Raw genomic sequence first — 20707 nt, forward strand, 5'->3', positions numbered from 1 at the left:
CCTGATAGATCCTGTAGCGGGTGTTGTGAACAACTTCAACGAGTTTGTGAGCAGTGGCCCTGTAACGGTCATCAACGAATTGGGCGATGATGTTACCTATGCCACGGTAGAGGAATATCTGACAACGTTGGTCCAGGCAAACGAAAGCAAGACATTCCTTGCCACGACGACGGACGAGTCGAGCCAATACCATGTATCAGAGCTATTCCTTCAGAACAATGCTGTGCCGACCCAAGCTGAAATTGACGGCTGGGATGTCAATGCACTACCTGCGGGAGTATATGCGGTGAAATCTCTAGTTACAGCTTCTAATGGTTTAAACATCGATGCCACTACAGGTGATGTGAAATTAGGAGGAGTTCTAACCGATGAACCAGTTACAACCATTACAACTTCAAATGATAATACATTGGCAATAGCAGGTTTGCAGGAAAGCACAACAGCTACCGATAGAATTGTCGTAGCAGATGCTACAACTGGAGTCTTGAGAGTAAAGGATGCAAATGCAAGTAAGATTGTAAAAGTGGATGCTAACTATACTGCCTTGGCAGACGATGCTACCATTTTGGCTGATGTATCTATAGCTGCATTTACCTTGACTATTCCTACTGCTGCGAGTAGCATTGGAAGAACTATAACGATAAGGAAAGTAGATGACACGTCCAACTTACTTACTTTTAGTGAAAGCATTAAGCTAAATGAAGTTGACAGCTTTACAGGTATAAATTATAATGCCACAATCCGTATCCAGAGTGATGGTGTAGATTGGTATATGATTGATTAATAATTATTTAAGACAGGTTGTCCATTTCGAGATGGATAGCCTGTAACTCATTGCTTAAAACACTTATGATTTCTTTCAATCAAATGGTTTAATTGTTAATAAAGGAATATGAAAAATAGAATACTGAAAGTAGCATTCTTTATACCACTCCTCGCTTTGGTAGGTTATAGTGTAAATGCGCAAAATAAAGAATTGAAAATAGGAAACAACCCTACAATCAAGCAACCTTCTGCAGTACTGGAAATAGACAGTAACAACAAAGGGGTACTTTTCCCTCGTGTGGCATTGACTGGCTTGGAAGATGCTATTACCATAGCTACAGCTGCAGATGGACTATCGGTTTTTAATACAGCGACTACCACATCAGGGACAAATGATGTGACACCAGGTTATTATTATTGGAATGAAGCAGAAGAAATTTGGGTGAGGTTATTGACAGAAGTCAATGCTATTAATATTTATAACTCTGATGGTGAAATAACAGAGGAAAGGACTTTGTCAGGAACTGAGAATGGGCTGAATTTTATTGGTGAGAATGGTTCTATAGTTTTGAATAGTAGTAGTTTAAAGGCTGAAAATGAAGAGGGGGTTGTATTGGGTCTTGATTTTTCAGGAGATTTCGCTCGTGTTACCGCTCAAGGATCTAACCTAGATGGGCTTCAAGTAGGAACTTTGGAAAATCAATCACTTTGGTTGATGACAGATGGAGAGAATAGGGTTAAAATAGATAGTGTTGGTGAAATTCAACTTTATAATTTCCCAAATACCAGAGATGATTCCGAAGAGACACCAGCTGATAACTTGCTTTATACTGATGGAAATGGAAATTTACGCTCAACAGGTATAGCTGCCGTTCATGCCCAGTACAGGCTTACCAGGCAACTTACTGGAAAAACTTGGTTAACTTCTGAGAATGCAGTTTTTGAAGTTGTAGGAGAGATTGAATTAGGGACACCAACAAATGTATTTGACCTGTCTGGAACTGATATTCCAGTTAATGCTAAAATAATTGGAGTACGATTTATCAATAAGACTACTAATTCCATTAGTACCAATATCATTTCTTATGATGCTGGCACAAAAGAACTTGTTTTGGGAACTGCAGGAAGTGTGACAGTGCTTCACCCAGCAGGTGAATATTATATAATATTGGAGTATTGGTTACCTAATACTTGATGGGATTGGCTTTTTGCAAAAGAAAGTAGTTTGAATTAAAATACAGGCTGTTTTATGATTTTGATTTTAAATGAAATAAATCAATTTTTTCGTAAGTCCTGTATTTTATGCCTTTTTAATTTTAGCAGTTAATTACTATAAGAACAAAACTTAATGAAAATAAAATTTACTATACAAATACAGCTGATTATCGGTATTTTTTTATCGGTTCTGTTTTTAGGTACCCATGATTTGAGTGCTCAAACCCGCTTGTCAGACAGTTTTAATTATGCTCCTGGTCCTTTAAAAAATTCAAGTTGGGTTCAACAAACTGCAGGTACCCCAAATATAGCAGTTGTGCCAGGAAACTTGGAATACGATTATAGTTTCGGTGTTTCTATGGGAAACAAAGTTTTACTTACAAGTAGCGGAGAGAATGTTCGTCGGGGCTTTACTCCAATACCAACCGGTTCAACAGGTCAATCAGCATATTTTATGCAATTGTTAATCCGTCTTTATCTAATAAAGTTAATTTAAAAAAATGAAAAAAATACATATAATAGTATTCGTTTTCCTAATTATCAGCCACAGTTCAGTTTTTTCTCAGGTGAAAATCGGTGGTGATCCCAATTTCGTCAACCCAAATTCCGCATTGGAAATAGAGTCTGTAAACCGGGGCTTACTTTTACCTAGAATATCTTTGAGCTCTACAGCAAGTCCCTCACCATTGATCGATCATGTTGAAGGGATGAAGATCTATAACCTATCAACTACAAACGATGTCACACCTGGAGTCTATTATAATGATGGTGAGAAATGGGTGAAGTTGGTAGATGAGCCGATAGAACCATGGCAGATAGAAAATTCAAATGCTAAAGCAACTTCCAATACGCAAAACATCTACCAAAATGGTAATGTAGGTATTGGTGATTTCTCTGCTTCAAACCCAATTACGAATTTAGATGTTCGTGGTGCAGTACGTGTTGGTACACCAAGTACAGAAGAAGTAGATGGGATTTCACCAATTGCAGAAAATTCCGCTGCTTTTGGAAACGGTAATCGTGTTAGTGGTCAAAATTCAGCTGCTTTTGGAAGTTTGAATGCAATTTTTGGTACTGCAAATAGCTCGGCTGCTTTCGGAACAGAAAATGGTGTTAGAGCACCTTTCTCGGCTGTTATTGGTGCTTTTAATGAGCAGCTTGAAAATAGTGCCGCTTCCCTAATTGTTGGAAATTCTAATGGTTTAAATGCTGCATTTTCTATTGTTGCAGGTCTTAGTAATGTTAGTAGAGATAATAGTTCTGCAGTATTTGGGCAATATAATAACTCTGCCATTACTGGCGCTGTATTGCAACTAGGAAATGGAACTGGACTCGGAATACCAGAAAATAGAAACAACGCCCTTACGGTAATGAAAAATGGAAATACGGGTATTGGTATTATCGGTAATCAGGCAACTGACATTCCTACACAGATGTTAGATATCGGTTCTGGAAATGTTAGAGTGCGTGAAATTAATGATAACAATGGCGACACTGCTACTGATAGAGTAGTGGTGGCTGATGAAGATGGGGTTTTAAAGACTATAGATTTAAGCGAAATTAATCCTAAAGCTACTTTGCCAAAGTTTTTTTATATGCCTTCGATCATCATTCCGACAAGTGAAAGTCAATTGCTCGAACCAAATTCTGGCGCTTTGGCAGGTGATAGTTTTGATGATAATACACTACAAGGGGTTATTGACCTTCATGGAAGATATTCAGACCAATTCGGAACACCTATGGTATCGAACCTTGGATCTATCACCAGCTTACCTGTTTTGCCAAGTAATGAGTTGGATTACCATATAATCTGGTATGACACAAATGTCTTCACAGCAGTATCTGTTAATAATAGTGGGGTTTTGAATTACACTGTAAACTCAAATGCTGATGTTACTATAGGTTCATTTATGAACATAGTATTTGCAGTAAGAGAGGATTGATAGGATTCTATTTGTTTTTATGAGAGGTTTTTAGGAAGGCTTTTGACAATTATTACATAAAGACAAAAAGCTTACTTGCACCTAGTCAAACGATAGATTGTTGGATGAACGATTTGTAGCTCTGTAGATTACGTTGTAATACCCAAAATGTTGATGAGTACCCGAAACAAACAATGCTTCTCATTATCCAAAGTGTTACATTAACAACGCACAATGAATAAATCTAACCCGCCTGAAAATGCAATGAATTGCTTAAGAATAATTATTAACCAACGCTAATGAATAGTTTTTATAAGTTGATTTCAATAATAGGTCTAATTTTAGGGGTATTTATACCAAAACACGATTCTTTTGGTCAAAATTGTTCCATCAATGCTGGAGGAAACCAAGTGATTTGCGGTACTACTGCTACACTTTTAGCAACCAGAGGAGGGAACTTAGCCACAGGAAATCCTTCCCCAATTTGGACTTTGGAAGAAAAGCCATTAGGTGCTACAGACCCTCTTATCTCTTCGCCTAACACATTGAATACAGATGTTTCGGGGTTAAATTCTCCCGGTATCTACAGATTCAGGGTTTCCCAAAGTTGTGAGTCGGGTACAACTTCATCCATTGTCTCAGTTACAGCGCCAGGAGAAGTATCTACATTTACCGCAGGGCCAGATATCACAGGTGTATCTGCATTGGTTGGTGAAGCTACTCTTTCAGGGGTGATCCCTCCAGGTTATACCGGTCAATGGACGTATTATAATATTTTTGAATTTGAATTTTTTTCTAATATAGTAACCACAAATGCAGTGATGGTAAATGATAATACAGAAACACCCAACCTGAATTTGTTAAATAAAGTAAATCATCCTGCAGACCCTGCTTATATAGCAATTTTGACTATTACTTCAATCAATAATCCAAATTGCACCTATTCCGATCGAGCAACCGTTAGGTTTGTTCCAAACCCTGAGATTGTAGTTCCTACCAGTGTGAATTTCTGTCAGACCCCACCTAATAACAGAATTTTTTTTAATTTACAAAGTACATCTCCTATTTTTTCTACCTTAAATGGAGCTCCAAATGCATCGGGGCATCCTGATTTTGGTACGACTGTTACATTAACTCCCATTTCTCAACCAATAGGAGGAAATATAGGATTTCTTGAAATGAGAAGTGGTGTGATTTTTTTGTCTGGAGTTTCAGTTATAGGATCATATACTTTTAACTTGACTGTATCGAATAGTATAGGTTCATTTACCACCCCTAGTATTACATTTAATTTTAATGGATCTGAACCTCAAAGAGGCACTTTTGTGAATTCAAATTATCCAGATCAAATGCAGCTTTACAGTTTTGTAGGTACTGGAGGGGCCGTCTATTGCAATAAAGAAGGGGATACAAATCCCATTACATTTTTCTTTGGAATCAATCCCGATGATCCGGAAGACCTGATTACAAATGTGAGTGTCTCCAATATTTTTCCACCTGGACAAAATCATTCTATTGAATCAGTCTCGGGTCAAGGAACTCGAGAAAGGTTGATTACTGTAGCGCCACCTTCAGGTGGTTGGAATATAGGAACTTATAAAATATTTATAGAATTAACAAATGGTACTTGTAGGAGAAGTCACATTTATTATATACATATTTCAGATGCTGGGAGGTCTGATATAGAGGTTGATGATACCACTGTGTGTTACCCAGGAAGTGGTAGTGTCTCTGCTACAATTATGCTTCCTGAAGTTTTCATAAGTGCGGTAAATTCAAGTTACTTTCAAGATTTTAGTGGTCATTATCAATTGACTTCAATCTCAAGGCCTCCTGGGGCTGCAAATCCCATTTTTCAAGCAAATAATTTGAGGTCTTTGACAAATGTATCTACAGTGATTTCCAACCTAAATAGAGAAGGGGAGTATGTTTTTAGAATCAGAGCAGTACCTTATACTGGTTCTGTTGGAGATTTCTTGGAAAAGGAGTTTGAATGTTCTGGAGCCTCCCTTGAGTCCACTTTTTCGGTATTTGTATCGACTCAAAGAGGAGCAAATGCTGGAAGTGATTTTGGAGTGTCATGTGTCCCCAATCCAAGGCTATTGGGGAATGATCCTGGTCCGGCAAGTTCAGGAGAATGGATATTTGTAACTGGACCTGATGGAGCAAGTCCAGTATTTTCGGATCAAAATCTTCCAAATACAGAAGTCACAGGATTGACTGAGGAAGGAGATTATACGTTTAGGTGGTCAATTACTACAGGGGATTGTGTCAGTAATGATGAAATGACGATATCTGTAGGTTTATGTAATCGATCAAGAGTAATCACTAATCCAATGCTTCCTTCAAAAATTAGAATTCTTTAGTTTTCTAAATGTATTCAAAACCCTCAAAAAGTAATATTTCTGTAGGTGTATCAATAGTTTGATTTTGGTATTATCAATACCTGAATTAAAATAATCTTTTGATGATTTTGAGTACTATTGAGTAATTAAAGATGGTTTGTTGATAAAATAATCAGCTAATTTTGAAGATGTTATTTTAATTAAGATATAATTACTTTCAATATTTAATTGTTAAGCTATTATGTCCTAATTAGCGCTAAAAACCCACGTCTGTTATTATTTGTATTTTAAAATTACAGATTCTAGCAAGATAGAAATATGCTGTTAACTACCCTATTAGATAAAATTATCACCAGATAAATGATCTTAGAGTTATCGCTACACTTCTCAATCTTAATTTTAAAAAAACATGAAACAATCTGTTTTAATTCTATTACTATTCTTTTTTATACATTCTACTCAGGCTCAGGTAAAAGTTGGTGGAGATCCTGTTATAATTAATTCTAGTGCTATTTTTGAAATTGAAAGCAGTGATAAAGGAGTATTATTCCCCAGAGTAGCTTTGAATAGCTTAACAGATGTTACTTCAATACCTAACCCTTCTAATAGCTTAACAATTTTCAATACGGCTACAGTAGGAACAGCACCTAATAATATTACACCAGGTTATTATTATTGGAGTACGGCGGATATGAAATGGATCCGTTTGATAGATAAGGAGGCCGATTTAAGATTGGTTACTGGAAGTAGTCATATTACACAAGATGCAGGTACAGGAAGTAACGGTACCAATGCAGGTACTGGTGCAAGAAATGTTTTTATAGGGAACAACGTAGGCAATGACATTACTACTGGAAGCAACAATATAGGAATAGGTGGTTTTTCACTCAACACACTAACCAATGGAAGCAATAACACCGCTATTGGTATTAATACATTGAGAAATAACAACTCAACGCAAAACGTAGCTATAGGAAATGGTGTGCTTCAAGCTAACACCACAGGAAGTTCCAATACCTCTGTTGGAGAAAGATCTCAAATGCTTTCAACAACAGGTGCTTCGAACACGGCTTTAGGGGACAGAGCATTGCAAAATAATTTGACAGGATCTAACAATACCGCTGTAGGAGCCTTGGCAGGTGCTAATTTAACGGAGGGTACGGGAAACATTTTCATAGGAAACAATGCACAACCTAATGTTGCTCCTACGGCAAATAACCAATTAAATATTGGGAACTGGATTTTTGGCGATAATGGTAACATCGGTATCGGCAAAGCAGTCCCTGCTACAAGTACTCCTGATGTGACACGATTAGTGCACGTTGCACCACCTGCAAGTTCTACTTCAAACAGAAGTACAGAGTTGTTATTAGAGTATAAAGGGCCTACAATTAGCGAAGGTGGTATCATCACGGGACAAGATATGGCAATCAATGATGCTGACAAACGAGTAGCTCAAATTATTTTAGGTAAAACAACTTCTGCTGCTACTACCAATGCAAACGGTCGTATTCGATTTGGTGTAGCTAATGCAGGGGTTTTGACCACGATGGCTACTTTAACTCCTACAGGATTTGCGGTGACGAACTTAAACACATCTCCGGGGTTGATTTCTGAAAATGTAGTTGTCACAAGTACTACAGGTTTACTAAAAAGTGTATCACAAACCTCTATTGCTGCACAAGCAGATGTTAGAGCTGTAGATACACGAAGCCATATCACCCAAGATGCAGGAGCAAATGGCAGCGAGGGGATTACATCCGGCGGAAGCAACAACATCCTTTTGGGTGCTGGTGCCGGAAATGCAGGGAACAGCAATACAGCATTGGGTTCAGCTGCACTTAATAATGTTACGCAGTCATACAATATCGGAATTGGTAATAGTGCGCTTAGAGAAATAACAGCCAGTACTGGAAATATCGCTCTCGGATTCCAAGCGGCTCACACGTTAATCGATGGAAATAACAGTATTTTCATTGGACACCAAGTTCAACCCAATGTTTCTACTACAGCTTCCAACCAATTGAACATAGGCAACTGGATTTACGGTAATGCGGGTTTAATTGGTTTAGGTACAGCAGCTGCCAATCCGACGCAACGATTGGACGTGGCAAACGGTAACTTGCGTGTGCGAGATATTAATTTGCCAGCCAATGCAGGTGCCCTAGCAGATAAAATTGTAGTTGCCAATGGAGATGGAATATTCAAAACCGTTGACCGTTCTACTTTTGCTGCCGATTTACGTTTGGTAGGTACCAACAACCACATCACGCAAGATGCGGGTGTAGGTGGCACAGGGACAAGTGCGGGCACCGGTGGTCATAATGTAATGATTGGTTTACAAGCAGGTAATGCGTTAACAACAGGAGCTGATAACATTGGTATTGGTCGCTTTGCCTTACAAAATGTAACTACAGCATCAAACAATACTGCTGTTGGTACTTCGGCTTTAAGTGCAAATACAGGTGTTTCTAATACAGCATTTGGTGCAGTAGCACTTTCATCTAACACAACGGGCACAAGAAATACATCAGTAGGAGAACGTTCGTTAGCAACCAATACAACAGGTGTTGACAATACTGCTGTAGGTTCTGCGGCTTTAAGAGACAATACAACGGGTTCAAGTAATGTAGCCATTGGTCGCAATACACTTGATGAAAATTTAACCGGTATCGAAAACCTTGGTGCAGGTAATAATGCCTTAGGAGCAAATACAGTAGGTAACTACAACGTGGCTGTAGGTAATAATGCCTTAGCAGCAAGTACGGCGTCAAACAACACTGCTCTTGGGCAAAATGCCGGTGCCAATAACGTAACGGGTAGTTCCAATGTATTTATAGGGCAAGCTGCAGGTAACAATTCAACCGGCAATTTCAATACAATGTTGGGTCGGTCTGCAGGTACGCAATTAACTTCTGGAGCAAGTAATATATTTTTAGGCTATAACATACAGCCAAACGTTTCTAATACAGCTTCCAACCAACTAAACATAGGTAACTGGATTTATGGTAATGCCGGTTTGATTGGTTTAGGAACAGATGCCGCAAACCCAACACAAAGATTGGATGTTGCCAACGGAAACCTTCGTGTGCGTGATATTAATTTGCCAGCCAATGAAGGAATAGCGACTGATCGGGTAGTAGTTGCGGATGGAACGGGTATTTTTAAATCTGTTGATCGCGCTTCACTAGTTACTAATATTTATAATGCCAATGGTACTTTGACAGCAAATAGGGTAGTGACCACAAACAACAATACCTTGAGGTTTGTAGGAAATGAAAATTTTGTACAGATTACTAATATTGGAACAGAGGGACGAATGGTAGCTACAGGAACAGGCAGAGGGTCTTTTTCAGCTACAGGAGGAAACTCAATATTGGATGTATATGCTGATAATAACAATACGGCACAAGTAGTGGCAAGAGGAACAACTAATACAGGTTTACATCTTCGTACTGAAGGAGCTACTTCAATACGTTTCAGTACTTTTAATTCTGAAAAGATGCGATTGTTGGCTAACGGTAAGCTGGGTATCGGGACCTTAACACCTTCTGAGAATGTGGACATTAATGGAGTGGCAAGAGTAAGAAATCTGCCATTAAACGGAACGGCTAATGCTATATCTACTACTGTAACTGGAGAAGCAGCTGCTTCTCAAAACCAGACCTTTACCGCTTCGAGAACAGTAGTGGCTGATGAAAATGGAGTATTGGGAAGTGTAGAGGGAATACCATCTCAAGCAGGAACTTCCAGGGTCGTTTTGAGTGCCACCGCTCCGGGTAACCAAGATATTTCAAATGGCACTACTGCTTCCACAGGTATTTTTTCTATTGAGAATATCGATCTGTTTAATGCTTGGGCAAATAATTTTTTCACGGTGCCTGAGACAGGCTTATACGTAATAAGTATGCAGAGTGCACATGAAAAATCAGTTGCATCAACTTCCAGTTGGTTTAATATTTCAAGGCTCCAAAGAAGTGTTAATGGAGGTGCAAATTGGAACAACTTGATGGTAGATACTAAATCAAACAACTCACCAGGAGATGTGAATAATGGGAATATAATTCAATGGACAGGAATTTTAAATCAAGGTGAATTGATAAGAATTGCCTATGTCTGTAATGCTACCCAACCAAATATTGTATTGCTTGGTTCTTTGACAATTACGAAGTTAAATCAATGAAATTTGCTCATTTCAAATCTCAAATGAAAATGTGTCATTGATTTGAGTACTGTATTTAATGTTTGTAGGCAGGAAAGTAATTCTGCAATTATTAATCACAAAACTCCTCAAAAAATTAAATTACTCAAATCAAAAGATATCACTTATAAATTGTCCTTTAATGAGATCTTCAGTTTTGTATTTGAGAGTTGCAATGTGCTGTTTTGGCTTTTTTAGAAACCTGAAATGTATTTATGAATAGAACCAAATTTAGATTGTTTTTCTTTGTGTTAACGATTTTACTGTTATCGCTACAATCTTTTGCAAACTCCTCAATATCAAAGGAAAAATCTTTACTAATCAATGTGTTTGATATGACCTTAACCCCTACACCTCAAACGTGTACGGGTAATGGTCAAATTAAAATTGATATTACCAACACTGAAATGGGTGCTGTATTTGAGTTTCAAATTTATGAATCCTCAAATTTAGTTACTCCATTTCGTGTAACTAATGGTATTATAGCAACAGGAAATACTTTAACACACACCGAAAATGCTTTACCAGCAGGAAATTTTCGTGTGGTCGCTGTGCAAGTCGTGGGTGTAGCAAGTAACCAGCAAACCAGAACCGTTACGATAGCCAATAACATTCAGCCACTGGCATATAGTTTAACACAAACGCCTTTATGTACCGGTGCAAGTATAAGGGTGAACGTAACAGCTGGTAATCCGGCTACTTATGAGTTGCGAACAACAGCTAATGCGGTGGTCATTCCTGCACAAGCTTCAAATGTTTTAACTCCTGTAGCGGCAGGTAGTTACAACGTAGTGGTGACTGATGTTTGCGGCAATAGTTCTTCTTTAGGGGTTACAGTGGTTAATGACCCGGCCGTATATACGGTGAGAAGAAATAATAGTGTTTTGGGTTTTTGGACGATGGAAAATTGTAACACTATTAGACACGTAGAGCAATTACAATACAATGGAAGTAATTTTATTCCAGCTGCTCGCTTTCCGATCAATGTGCGTATTGAATACGAAAATCCTGGAGCTGGCGCTAACACGGTGATCAATACGGTTTGGAATTCCAACGCAGATAACGGACAATTGGTGCTGGTGCCGTTTTATGAAGGACAGATGTATAACTATACGGCTACCTTTACAGATGCTTGCGGAAAAGTAACAACTAGAACAGATATGATTAATGCCGTTCCATCTGCTCGATTAATTCAATCTGTTGCATCCTGTGGAACGAAATTTTTAAGTTTTGATTTGTTTCAATATCATTTTGCTCCTACTGAAATTACTTTTACGGCTTATCCAGCAGGCTTCGATCCTGCCGATTATAATACAAATTTTGCACCCGGTACCTTTACGCATACTTATAATACTGTTCCAAGTAGTGTATTGTTTGGCAATAACTCATCTCCGGGTGTGCCTGAAGGAAATTACACCATTCAGTTTACCACTTGTGGAAGAACGCAAACATTTAACATTAATATTCAGAATAATATCACCTATGGAATAAATGTATTTCGGTACTATAGTGGCTGTGGCGATAATGAAGGTTCTGTGAATTTTTACATTATAACAAATGTTAATAATAGTCAAGCAGATGATATACAAAATGTAATGATCACTAATGCACCTTCGGCATTTGTAGATAATTATGGTGCACTGCCTATTGATGTATCAAACAACATTGCAAGTAATGGTCGCTTTTTCATGAATTCGCTACCTGCCGGCAATTATACTGCTCAAGTTAGGGGAACCTGTGGCATACCTATCACTACCAGTTTCACCATTTATGATAAAAGCATCACTTCAACCGTTACACCAACCCTCAACTGTGGTAGTTTTAATGTAACTGCTTCTATATCCTCTTATCTTGGTAGTGAATCCATGTTTTTGCAAAAATATTATCCATCTGCTGGCAGTTGGGGGCATCCAACAACGGGTACTTTATATACGGAGGGTACTACGCTTGGTGCTCAAACTGGAATGGTTATTAACTCGCCAGCAAATCAATCAGGATATAACACTGTAACAGGTACATTGAACAACATCGTAAGCACTGGTCAGTTTAGGGTGATAGTGCAATATGTGGTACATGGTAATGGAACAACTGTACAGGTGCAATGTAGAGAAACCCTCAGTACCTTTAGCGTACCGCCTAATGGTGTAAGCCTAAACAATTACTATGTAGCCAATTGCGTAAGTGGTAAAACCGAACTGGTAATTGATGCCATTGGTGTGGCACCACTTAACTACAAGATTGTGGCGTTTAATGGCAATCCTTTAGTAATCGATAATGGCACTAGTCCAATTTTTTCGCAGCTAGATCAAGGTACCTACCGGGTAGAAGTTTTAGACGGTTGCGGCAACACCTCGGTATTTAATTTCAAGACTGATGTGGTAAAAGCCCCGGTAATTAGACCTAATAATTTATGTAACGGTCAGGCAGGTTCGCTATTTGTTACTGGTTTATCTTTCCTAAATATCGAGTGGACAAAAGATAATGACCCAACTGTGATAGCAACTGGCAATACGTTGAATTTTACTCCGTTTAACGAAGCTACAGATGTGGGAACTTATCACGCCACTTTGACTTATAGCCCAAATCCAAATGCGTGTATTGCACAGACCTTAAGTTTTACAGTCGAAGCACCACAACCAGCACCACAAGCTGGAACAGGTCAAACTGTTTCTATTTTGCAACAAGATGCAGGTGTAATCAATTTGTTTGATTATCTAACCGCTCCTTTTGATAATTTTGGCGATTGGACAGATTTGACCAATACAGGTTTTTTAAATAATGAAGTTTTGGACGCTTCTTTATTAACTATAGGAACCTACCAGTTTCAATATGAAGTGGAAGGAACTTGCGATGGAGTAGCTTCGACAATTGTCACTCTTAATATCATCTCCACGGCTCTAACTGCCGTAACGGATGAAATAGAAAATATCTGTGCTTATAATGCACAAACCAATATCGGGAATGTAATGGACAATGACACAGAAAGTGGTCCAGTTGTTCAGGCTAACTATACGGTTACTATCGAAGTGGCAGATCCAGAAGGAATTATTACCGTTAATTCCGATGGGTCAGTAGATTTAGCAGCAGGAGCACAGCCTGGCCAAACTTATACTTTACAGTATAGAATTGCAGAGATAGCTAATGTTAACAATTTTGCAGTAGGAACTTTGAATGTAACGATGTCAGCACAGAATACCCCTGTTCCAGAAGCCAAAATCAATCAAAATGTTTGTATTACCTCACAAGCTAACGTTTCTAAACTTGTTGCAATAGGAACTGATATTCAATGGTATGATGTAGCGAGTGGGGGGATAGCTTTAGCACCTACGGAGATGTTGGTGGATGGTACAACTTATTATGCTAGTCAAACGATCAATGGCTGCGAAAGTAGCAGAGTGGCTGTAGAATTGAAATTGATTTCATGTATGGGAAGTGTGAATCCGACATTGAGATCAAGGGGGGGACAATTACCTTGATTTCTGGTAATTTTCCTTTGGTAATAATCTGCCTTAGGGTCACGATTTTTTATAAAATAACGATAACTTATCATTGAAAGCCACCTCTAAAGTAGAGGTGGCTTTTTTATAATGAATTTTTTAAAAACAAAATATGGATGTCCTCAAAGTTACAGTTGCGTAACAAAAAGCTATTTTTGGTTTCCTTATGTTAACCACTAAGAGCATTTTGATTTTGAAAAAGAGAATTTAGTCTTTGCTATTCATAGGTTTATCTACACAAATCCTAAAGTCTATTTTGTTCTCACATTTTTGTTTAATTGAGCTTAGTATTTTCATTTTTCAGGTTTTTTGCTAAAACTTTCTTGGTGATGCCTTTTAAGCAATTTCAATTTATATCACCACATAAATATTTCCAGTCGAGGAGAATTGTGTTTCATGAAAAACGATGTTTAAATTGTTTTATAGCCTTATTTTGAGGTAAAACAATGATTTTTTGGGTGAAAAATTAATTAAAAAATATATGTTATAGCAATAATAAGTAAATTATTATTTGAGCAAAAAATAAAAAATTATACTTTATAAGGGATAAGTTGATTTATTTTATTAAAAATTATAGCTCTTGCGTATTAATGCGTAGTAAGATTTTTGATCCTTATTTTGCCTTGACCTACTTTTAATTTCTATTAAGATGCGACTCCACCAAAGTAGCTTAAATTTCAAATAACAGGTTAGACATTATATTATATGGGAAAATTTTACAAGGTGTTTTTACATGCTGTAATTTTTTGTTTTGCCACGGAAACCATGGCACAGCAGCTGCCACAGTTTAGTCAATACATGTTCAATGGCTTGCACATCAATCCAGGATATGCAGGATATAAGCAAGAAGGTTATATTCAATCCACTTATAGATCCCAATGGACTGGTTTTCCTGGCGCACCAAAAACATTGTCTATTTCGGCAGATTTCAGTGCAAATGAAGGTTTGATGGGTTTTGGTGTGATGTTCATGAATGATGAGTTGGGGCCTGCAAGGACAAGTGGAGGCTTATTGACCTATACATATAGAATTCAGACTGGTCACGAATCATTTCTAGGATTGGGTATAAGTGCTGGTGCTACTGAGTATGCCATCGACAGATCCAAGCTGGATCCAGTACAATGGGAAGATGAGGTTCTTATGGGAGGCATGGCCAACTTGTTCACTCCAAATCTTAATGCAGGTGTGTTTTTTAACACGAATAGGTTTTATGCAGGTTTAAGTGCTTTTAATATGATTGGAAAGAGACAGTTGGAGCGTGAAGACATTGCCTTGGCCTACCATGATTTTCATTATTATTTTACAATGGGAGGCTTGATTCCCATTTCTAGTGCTGTTCAGTTCAAACCATCTGTTTTAGTCAAAGAGGTCAGTGGCGCACCTACCAATGTAGATCTCAATTCAATGTTTTTGTTTTATGATAGGTTTTGGATAGGAGGGTCTTACAGATCCAATGTCAAATGGTGGAAAGATAATCTTGATTCAAGGTTGAGAAACAGAAATGCAATTGCGCTTATTTTAGAAGTGTTTGTAACTGATAATTTGAGGTTTGGGTATGCGTATGACCAAAATTTGAATGCATTATATGATATGAGACACAACTCCCATGAATTCTCTTTGGGCTATTATCTATCACCAAGAAACGTCAAAATGAGAAACCAAAGATGGTTCTAATATGAAAAAAAGTTCTACAATTCTACTTGTATTTTTATTCACTGTTGCTGTTTCCAACTTTGGATTGGCCCAAAGATCTTTGCTGAGGTTTGCAGATCAACAGTCAGAATTGGCAAAGCATAATTATGCAGCCCAGGTCTATGTTCAGGCTTTTGAAAAAAAGCAATCCTATAGAGCTGCAAAAGGTGCCGCTATGAGTTTTGACAAACTTAAGAATTACGAAAAGTCATTCATCTGGTGGCAAAACACATTGTCTCAATCAATTGAAGGAGGAATCAATGATGTCGAGTTTTTCCTGATCGCTGCTCATTCTATAGAAAGACATGAAGAAGCATTCAACTTCCTAAATGAAATCGGATTTGAAACTTCTGATATTGACATGGAGCGCTATGAAATGATTTTGGCTTCATTTGAGGAAAATAGTCGGTTAGATTTTGAGAATTTTCATGGGGTAAACTCAATGACTGCGGCAGATTTTTCAGGATCAAAAGATAAAGTTGGAAATTTTTATTTTGTCTCGGATAGAGAAAGGGTAGCTCAATCCAAATCAGTACCATTGATAAGACTCGATGCAAGGAACCGACTTTATGACAAAGATATCCACGATTGGACCGGTAGAGAATATCTTAGAATATATAGATACGACACCTTAGGTCATGTAAGTGAAATGGATTTTGGACGTGATGACTTTATGCATATTAGTGATCCTGCCGTGGCTAATATTGGCGGAGAGGAGTACCTTTTCTTCTCTGCAACCCGAAACATCCGAAAAGTAAAAAGGCGAAAAGAACATACCGTGTTTCCAGAGCTCTTTTTCGGGAAACTCAGAGATGGGCAAGTAGATGAGATTTTGGAGTTTTCATTCAATAATTCATTGGTTTACAGTATTATAACTCCCTTTTATGATAGCACAACTTCTAAGTTGTATTTTGCTTCTGACATGGAAGGTGGATTTGGTGCGTTTGATCTCTATTCCGTTGATGTTTTTGGGGATGATGAATTAGAGTTTTCTTCTCCTCACAACTTAGGGATAAACGTCAACTCTGAAGGAAACGAAAAAGATCCATTTATATATCAAGACATACTTTACTTTTCTTCAGATGGACACTTAGGTTTTGGAGGAATGGATATTTTTCAAGTCAAGATCAAAGGTGAAAACATATATGCTGATAGAGAACATATGGGAACTCCATACAACACTGTAAAGGATGATTTTGCCTATAGAGTCTTTGATGAACGAGAGATTTACTTGAGTTCTAATAGGATGGGGGACAGTGGTTTGGATGATATCTACAAGCAAAGTGAATTCTTGAGAAGGTTTATGGTCACAGTAATTGATTGTGATGGCGATATTGTCAAAGATTCAAACCTAAATGTCGCTTTTGGAGAATCTTCAACCTTGGAATTGCAGTTGGGGGAAGATGGTGTGTACAAGGCTAATCTTCAAGCTGATACAGATTATTTTCTCTCTTTATCAAAGCATGGGCATTTCTCCGTTTTAGATAGCTCTATCACCACAAAAAACAATGAGTTAAATGATATAGAGAAGCAATATAGATTGATCAAGTTTCCAGTTTCTGAAGCTGTTTACTCTGATATTCTGTTTTTTAATTTAGACAAAAGTGAAATCAGAGTTGACGCCAATCAAAGGTTAGATAAGATTGCTTCGATGATGGAAAAATATGATTTTTTGAATCTAAAAATAGCTTCTCATACGGATTCCCGAGCTACAGAAACATATAATTTGACCTTGAGCCAAAAAAGGTCCGAGTCAGTTTTGGAAGGACTTATTCAAAAAGGGATAAATCCGGATAGGGTTTCTTTGGATTGGCATGGTGAGCAAAAACTCCTTACCGATTGCCCAGACGGAGTTAATTGTCCAGAAGAGTTGCATCAACTAAATAGGAGAAGTGAACTTTCTCTTTCGGTCTCTTTCGAAGAGGGTAGTCTGATCCCTTTGGATATGTTTGATATAGACTGGTGTAATGATAGCGACCTAATTTCACTTTGGAAGGAAAGTTTCGAAGTACCAATTGTTTATTTTGACTTTGATAAATATGATATCAGGTTAACACACAAGATGGAATTGGAGAGACTGGTGCTTTTAATGAATAATAATGAAAATATCAACTTGATTTTAGAAGGACATACTGATATCAGGGGAAGTGAAGCTTATAATAAAGTACTGTCGGAAAAAAGGGCAAAAATAGTGATGGACTATCTCAAAGATAGGGGCATAAATGAAGCAAGGTTGCAGTTCAATTGGTTTGGCAAATCCCAACCCATTCATGATTGCTTAGGTGAACCATGTTCTCCAGCATTACATCAATTAAATAGACGAACCGAAATCAAGATAAAGTGATGATTTACAAAAAGAATACATTTGGAGCTTTGTTCTTGGTAGTATCTGGATTTTTCCTGACCACTCCATCCAACAATGCACTTTCTCAAACTATCAATAAGGGTGATTTGAGAATAAAACCAGAAACACTCGTTTCGTCATTTTTTGATCTTGAGAATCAAAGTAGTGCCACTTTTGTGAATGATGGCAATCTACTTTTATTTGCAAACTTGAAAAATGATGGGAGCTTGACGTTCTCCGAAGGCCAGAATGGAGTATTAAGGTTTGTTGGAAACAATGGTGTACAGCAGATATCAGGCTCCCAGATTAGCTACCTAAATAATGTGATATTTCAAAATCCACAACCAGGGTTTGCATTCCAATTGTTTGGTGAATTGAGTATTTCGGGCGTATCGAGTTTTGTTCAAGGTATCGTTTTGACAGAAGAAAATGAAGGCTTGATCGTTTTTGAAAATGGAAGCTCACATGAACAAACTTCAGATTTGAGTTATGTCAATGGCCCTGTTACTAAAATTGGAGATGAAATATTCAACTTTCCTATTGGAGATGGTAACTACTTTCGTTTTGCTGGCATTTCCTCCCCAGCTGAGATCAATTCCAATTTTAATGCGCAATATTTTTTGCAAGATCCCGATGAACTTTATCCAAGAGATCAGAAGGAGCAGGGAATAAACCTGATCAATGATGCTGAGTATTGGGAAGTGTTTAAGGAAACAACAACCTCAGATGTTAGACTTACGCTTTCTTGGAGTAATGTCACCACACCTGCATTTGTTTTAGGCAATGAAAATCAAATAGTGATTGCCAAATGGGATTCTGAGGATAATCAATGGATAAGCCTAGGCGGAGATAGAGATCCTAATGCCCAAGTTGTGACAACTCCAATTGATTTGGAAGCATATGGTGTATTTACGCTTGCAGTACTGGCCAACAATCTCACCGATTTATCCATTGAAAAAACCTCTTTTCAGGTTTCAGTCTTTGAAGGTGACATTTTTGATTATGAAATAAAAGTGCAAAACAATAGCCAAACAACAGCTAATGATGTAGTTGTAGTAGATAATCTGCCTAATGGAGTAGTATTCGAAAGTATGGAATTGGAATCTGCTTTTGGGATTGCTGAATTTGATTTTGAAACAAATGGTCAAACTTTGATTTGGAGAATCCCATCTTTTATAGCTGGTGATGAGTTGACTATCAATCTAAAAGTAAAAGCGAATAATCAAGGGGTAATTGTCAATCATGTTGCTGTAAGTTCATTGGAAGAGGATCAAAATCTTCTAGACAATGAAGATACAGACGAAAATAGAGTCAATGAATTTTTTATTCCAAATGTCATCACTCCCAATTCTGATGGCTCAAATGATACTTTTATCATCAATGGATTAAATAGGTTTGACTCTAACCACTTGACTATTTTTAATAGATGGGGTGATCATGTTTTTGAGACTGACAACTACCAGCAAGATTGGGATGCCAATGGTCGAAGTGCTGGTACGTATTTCTACATACTGAAAGTGACCGAAAGTAATGGGCAAAATAAAGAATTTAAGGGATGGATACAGGTGATAAAATAGGTTTCCGAAGAAGAAGTGGTAGAGATATATTTATCCGTAAACCACCTGATATTTAGGTCTATGATGTTCATGGTGCTTCTCTGCATCTCTAATTGAAATCTTAAATTCAACTATTGCTTTTATAAAAAAATTATCAAAATGGAATCTTACATTAATAAAGCCTCACGCAAAGGGATGTCCTTGATATCTCTAATTGATCAGGAGAATTGATGGGAAGGTTTTAAGTGCCATATGAAAAATCAAATTATAAACTCATGAAAAGACTCTTACTGTTAATTCTATTTGTCGTTGTTGCTGGTGGTGCAATGGCTCAGGTAGGGATCGGGACGCAAGACCCGTCGTCCTCTGCCCAATTGGAAATAGTTTCTGCTGACAAAGGAATACTAATCCCTCGTATTGCATTGGGTAATACAACAGATCAAAATACAATCACTTCTGGAAATGAGGAAAGTCTTTTGGTATACAACACTACCGACAATGACTCAATGAGTCCTGGTTACTATTATTGGTATAATGATAGGTGGAGAAGAATACTTTGGGGTGGGGTCGGAGAAACTGCAAATAATATTGTGGTTTACGATCCAAACAACAATAGAATTTCTTATACTGATTCAGAAGGTGAAATGGTTTCTATTGATATACAGAGTCTTTTAAATGAAACACTCACCCTTTTGATAGATAATAATGATGGTACTTATACTTACTATAATGAAGAAAGCATAGATTTAGATGGCAACCCAACTGGGGCAGGTATTACTATAGATGTACCAGAATCGGTTGTCAGTGAGTTTCAGACGATCATCGACAACACACAAGTTAGAGACATCTTAAACCAATTCATCACCGAGAATGTAGCAGGCAACGTGACTTTTGACGGGACTGATTTTTCTTATGTAAACGAGGATGGAGATGTGGAAACGATCAACCTATCCGAGATCGTAAAAGCCAATGAGACGATAACGCTACTTTTGGATACGTCCAATGGTACATATACCTACTACAACGAAGAGAGCATAGATTCAGATGGCAATCCGATCGCACCTGGAGTATTGATAGATATCCCTTCGGCAGTGATCAGCGAGTTTGAGACGATCATTCAAGATGGAGACGTCAGAGAGCTATTGAGTACCTTTATCACCGAGAATGTAG

11 protein-coding genes are annotated in these 20707 nt (G+C 37.7%); all 11 read left to right on the forward strand.

What is annotated here, in order from left to right; all coding sequences use genetic code 11:
- The coding region (locus tag MM236_RS19330; RefSeq protein ID WP_241276647.1) for a hypothetical protein at positions 1 to 784 on the forward strand (784 nt) is incomplete at its 5' end.
- A 108-nt stretch (positions 785 to 892) separates the two neighbouring features.
- Positions 893 to 1960: a phage tail-like protein gene (locus tag MM236_RS19335; protein WP_241276648.1), complete on the forward strand. Its 1068-nt coding sequence runs from the start codon at positions 893 to 895 to the stop codon at positions 1958 to 1960.
- Positions 1961 to 2113: 153 nt separating this feature from the next.
- Complete coding sequence (locus MM236_RS19340; protein WP_241276649.1) at positions 2114 to 2476, forward strand: hypothetical protein; 363 nt, start codon at positions 2114 to 2116, stop codon at positions 2474 to 2476.
- A gap of 4 nt (positions 2477 to 2480) precedes the next feature.
- Positions 2481 to 3923 carry a phage tail-like protein gene (locus MM236_RS19345; RefSeq protein WP_241276650.1) on the forward strand — a complete coding sequence of 481 codons (1443 nt, stop codon included), beginning with the start codon at positions 2481 to 2483 and terminating at the stop codon, positions 3921 to 3923.
- A 278-nt stretch (positions 3924 to 4201) separates the two neighbouring features.
- Positions 4202 to 6268: a hypothetical protein gene (locus MM236_RS19350; RefSeq protein ID WP_241276651.1), complete on the forward strand. Its 2067-nt coding sequence runs from the start codon at positions 4202 to 4204 to the stop codon at positions 6266 to 6268.
- A 388-nt stretch (positions 6269 to 6656) separates the two neighbouring features.
- Entirely contained in the window at positions 6657 to 10430 is a 3774-nt protein-coding gene (locus MM236_RS19355; protein WP_241276652.1) for a beta strand repeat-containing protein, read from the forward strand.
- Between the two features lie 233 nt (positions 10431 to 10663).
- A complete protein-coding gene (locus MM236_RS19360; RefSeq protein ID WP_241276653.1) occupies positions 10664 to 13924 on the forward strand; it encodes a hypothetical protein in 3261 nt (1086 codons plus the stop codon).
- 726 nt (positions 13925 to 14650) lie between these two features.
- Positions 14651 to 15619: a PorP/SprF family type IX secretion system membrane protein gene (locus MM236_RS19365; protein ID WP_241276654.1), complete on the forward strand. Its 969-nt coding sequence runs from the start codon at positions 14651 to 14653 to the stop codon at positions 15617 to 15619.
- 1 nt (position 15620) lies between these two features.
- Complete coding sequence (locus tag MM236_RS19370) at positions 15621 to 17981, forward strand: OmpA family protein (RefSeq protein WP_241276655.1); 2361 nt, start codon at positions 15621 to 15623, stop codon at positions 17979 to 17981.
- Positions 17981 to 19558, forward strand: coding sequence for a T9SS type B sorting domain-containing protein (locus tag MM236_RS19375; RefSeq protein ID WP_241276656.1), 1578 nt, complete (start codon positions 17981 to 17983; stop codon positions 19556 to 19558). The genes MM236_RS19370 and MM236_RS19375 overlap by 1 nt, the downstream gene beginning before the upstream one ends.
- Positions 19559 to 19812: 254 nt before the next feature.
- Positions 19813 to 20707, forward strand: an 895-nt coding sequence (locus MM236_RS19380; RefSeq protein ID WP_500793350.1) for a phage tail-like protein, incomplete at its 3' end; no start/stop codon positions are given.

Origin of the sequence: Belliella calami, from assembly GCF_022549695.1 — a bacterium.
GTDB classification, from domain to species: Bacteria; Bacteroidota; Bacteroidia; order Cytophagales; family Cyclobacteriaceae; genus Belliella; species Belliella calami.

Excerpts from the sequence above, each read along its gene's own strand:
- MM236_RS19355 (WP_241276652.1), top strand. The coding sequence starts at position 6,657 with ATGAAACAATCTGTTTTAATTCTATTACTATTCTTTTTTATACATTCT.
- MM236_RS19360 (WP_241276653.1), top strand. The coding sequence starts at position 10,664 with ATGAATAGAACCAAATTTAGATTGTTTTTCTTTGTGTTAACGATTTTA.
- MM236_RS19370 (WP_241276655.1), top strand. The coding sequence starts at position 15,621 with ATGAAAAAAAGTTCTACAATTCTACTTGTATTTTTATTCACTGTTGCT.
- MM236_RS19375 (WP_241276656.1), top strand. The coding sequence starts at position 17,981 with ATGATTTACAAAAAGAATACATTTGGAGCTTTGTTCTTGGTAGTATCT.
- MM236_RS19345 (WP_241276650.1), top strand. The coding sequence starts at position 2,481 with ATGAAAAAAATACATATAATAGTATTCGTTTTCCTAATTATCAGCCAC.
- MM236_RS19350 (WP_241276651.1), top strand. The coding sequence starts at position 4,202 with ATGAATAGTTTTTATAAGTTGATTTCAATAATAGGTCTAATTTTAGGG.
- MM236_RS19340 (WP_241276649.1), top strand. The coding sequence starts at position 2,114 with ATGAAAATAAAATTTACTATACAAATACAGCTGATTATCGGTATTTTT.
- MM236_RS19365 (WP_241276654.1), top strand. The coding sequence starts at position 14,651 with ATGGGAAAATTTTACAAGGTGTTTTTACATGCTGTAATTTTTTGTTTT.
- MM236_RS19335 (WP_241276648.1), top strand. The coding sequence starts at position 893 with ATGAAAAATAGAATACTGAAAGTAGCATTCTTTATACCACTCCTCGCT.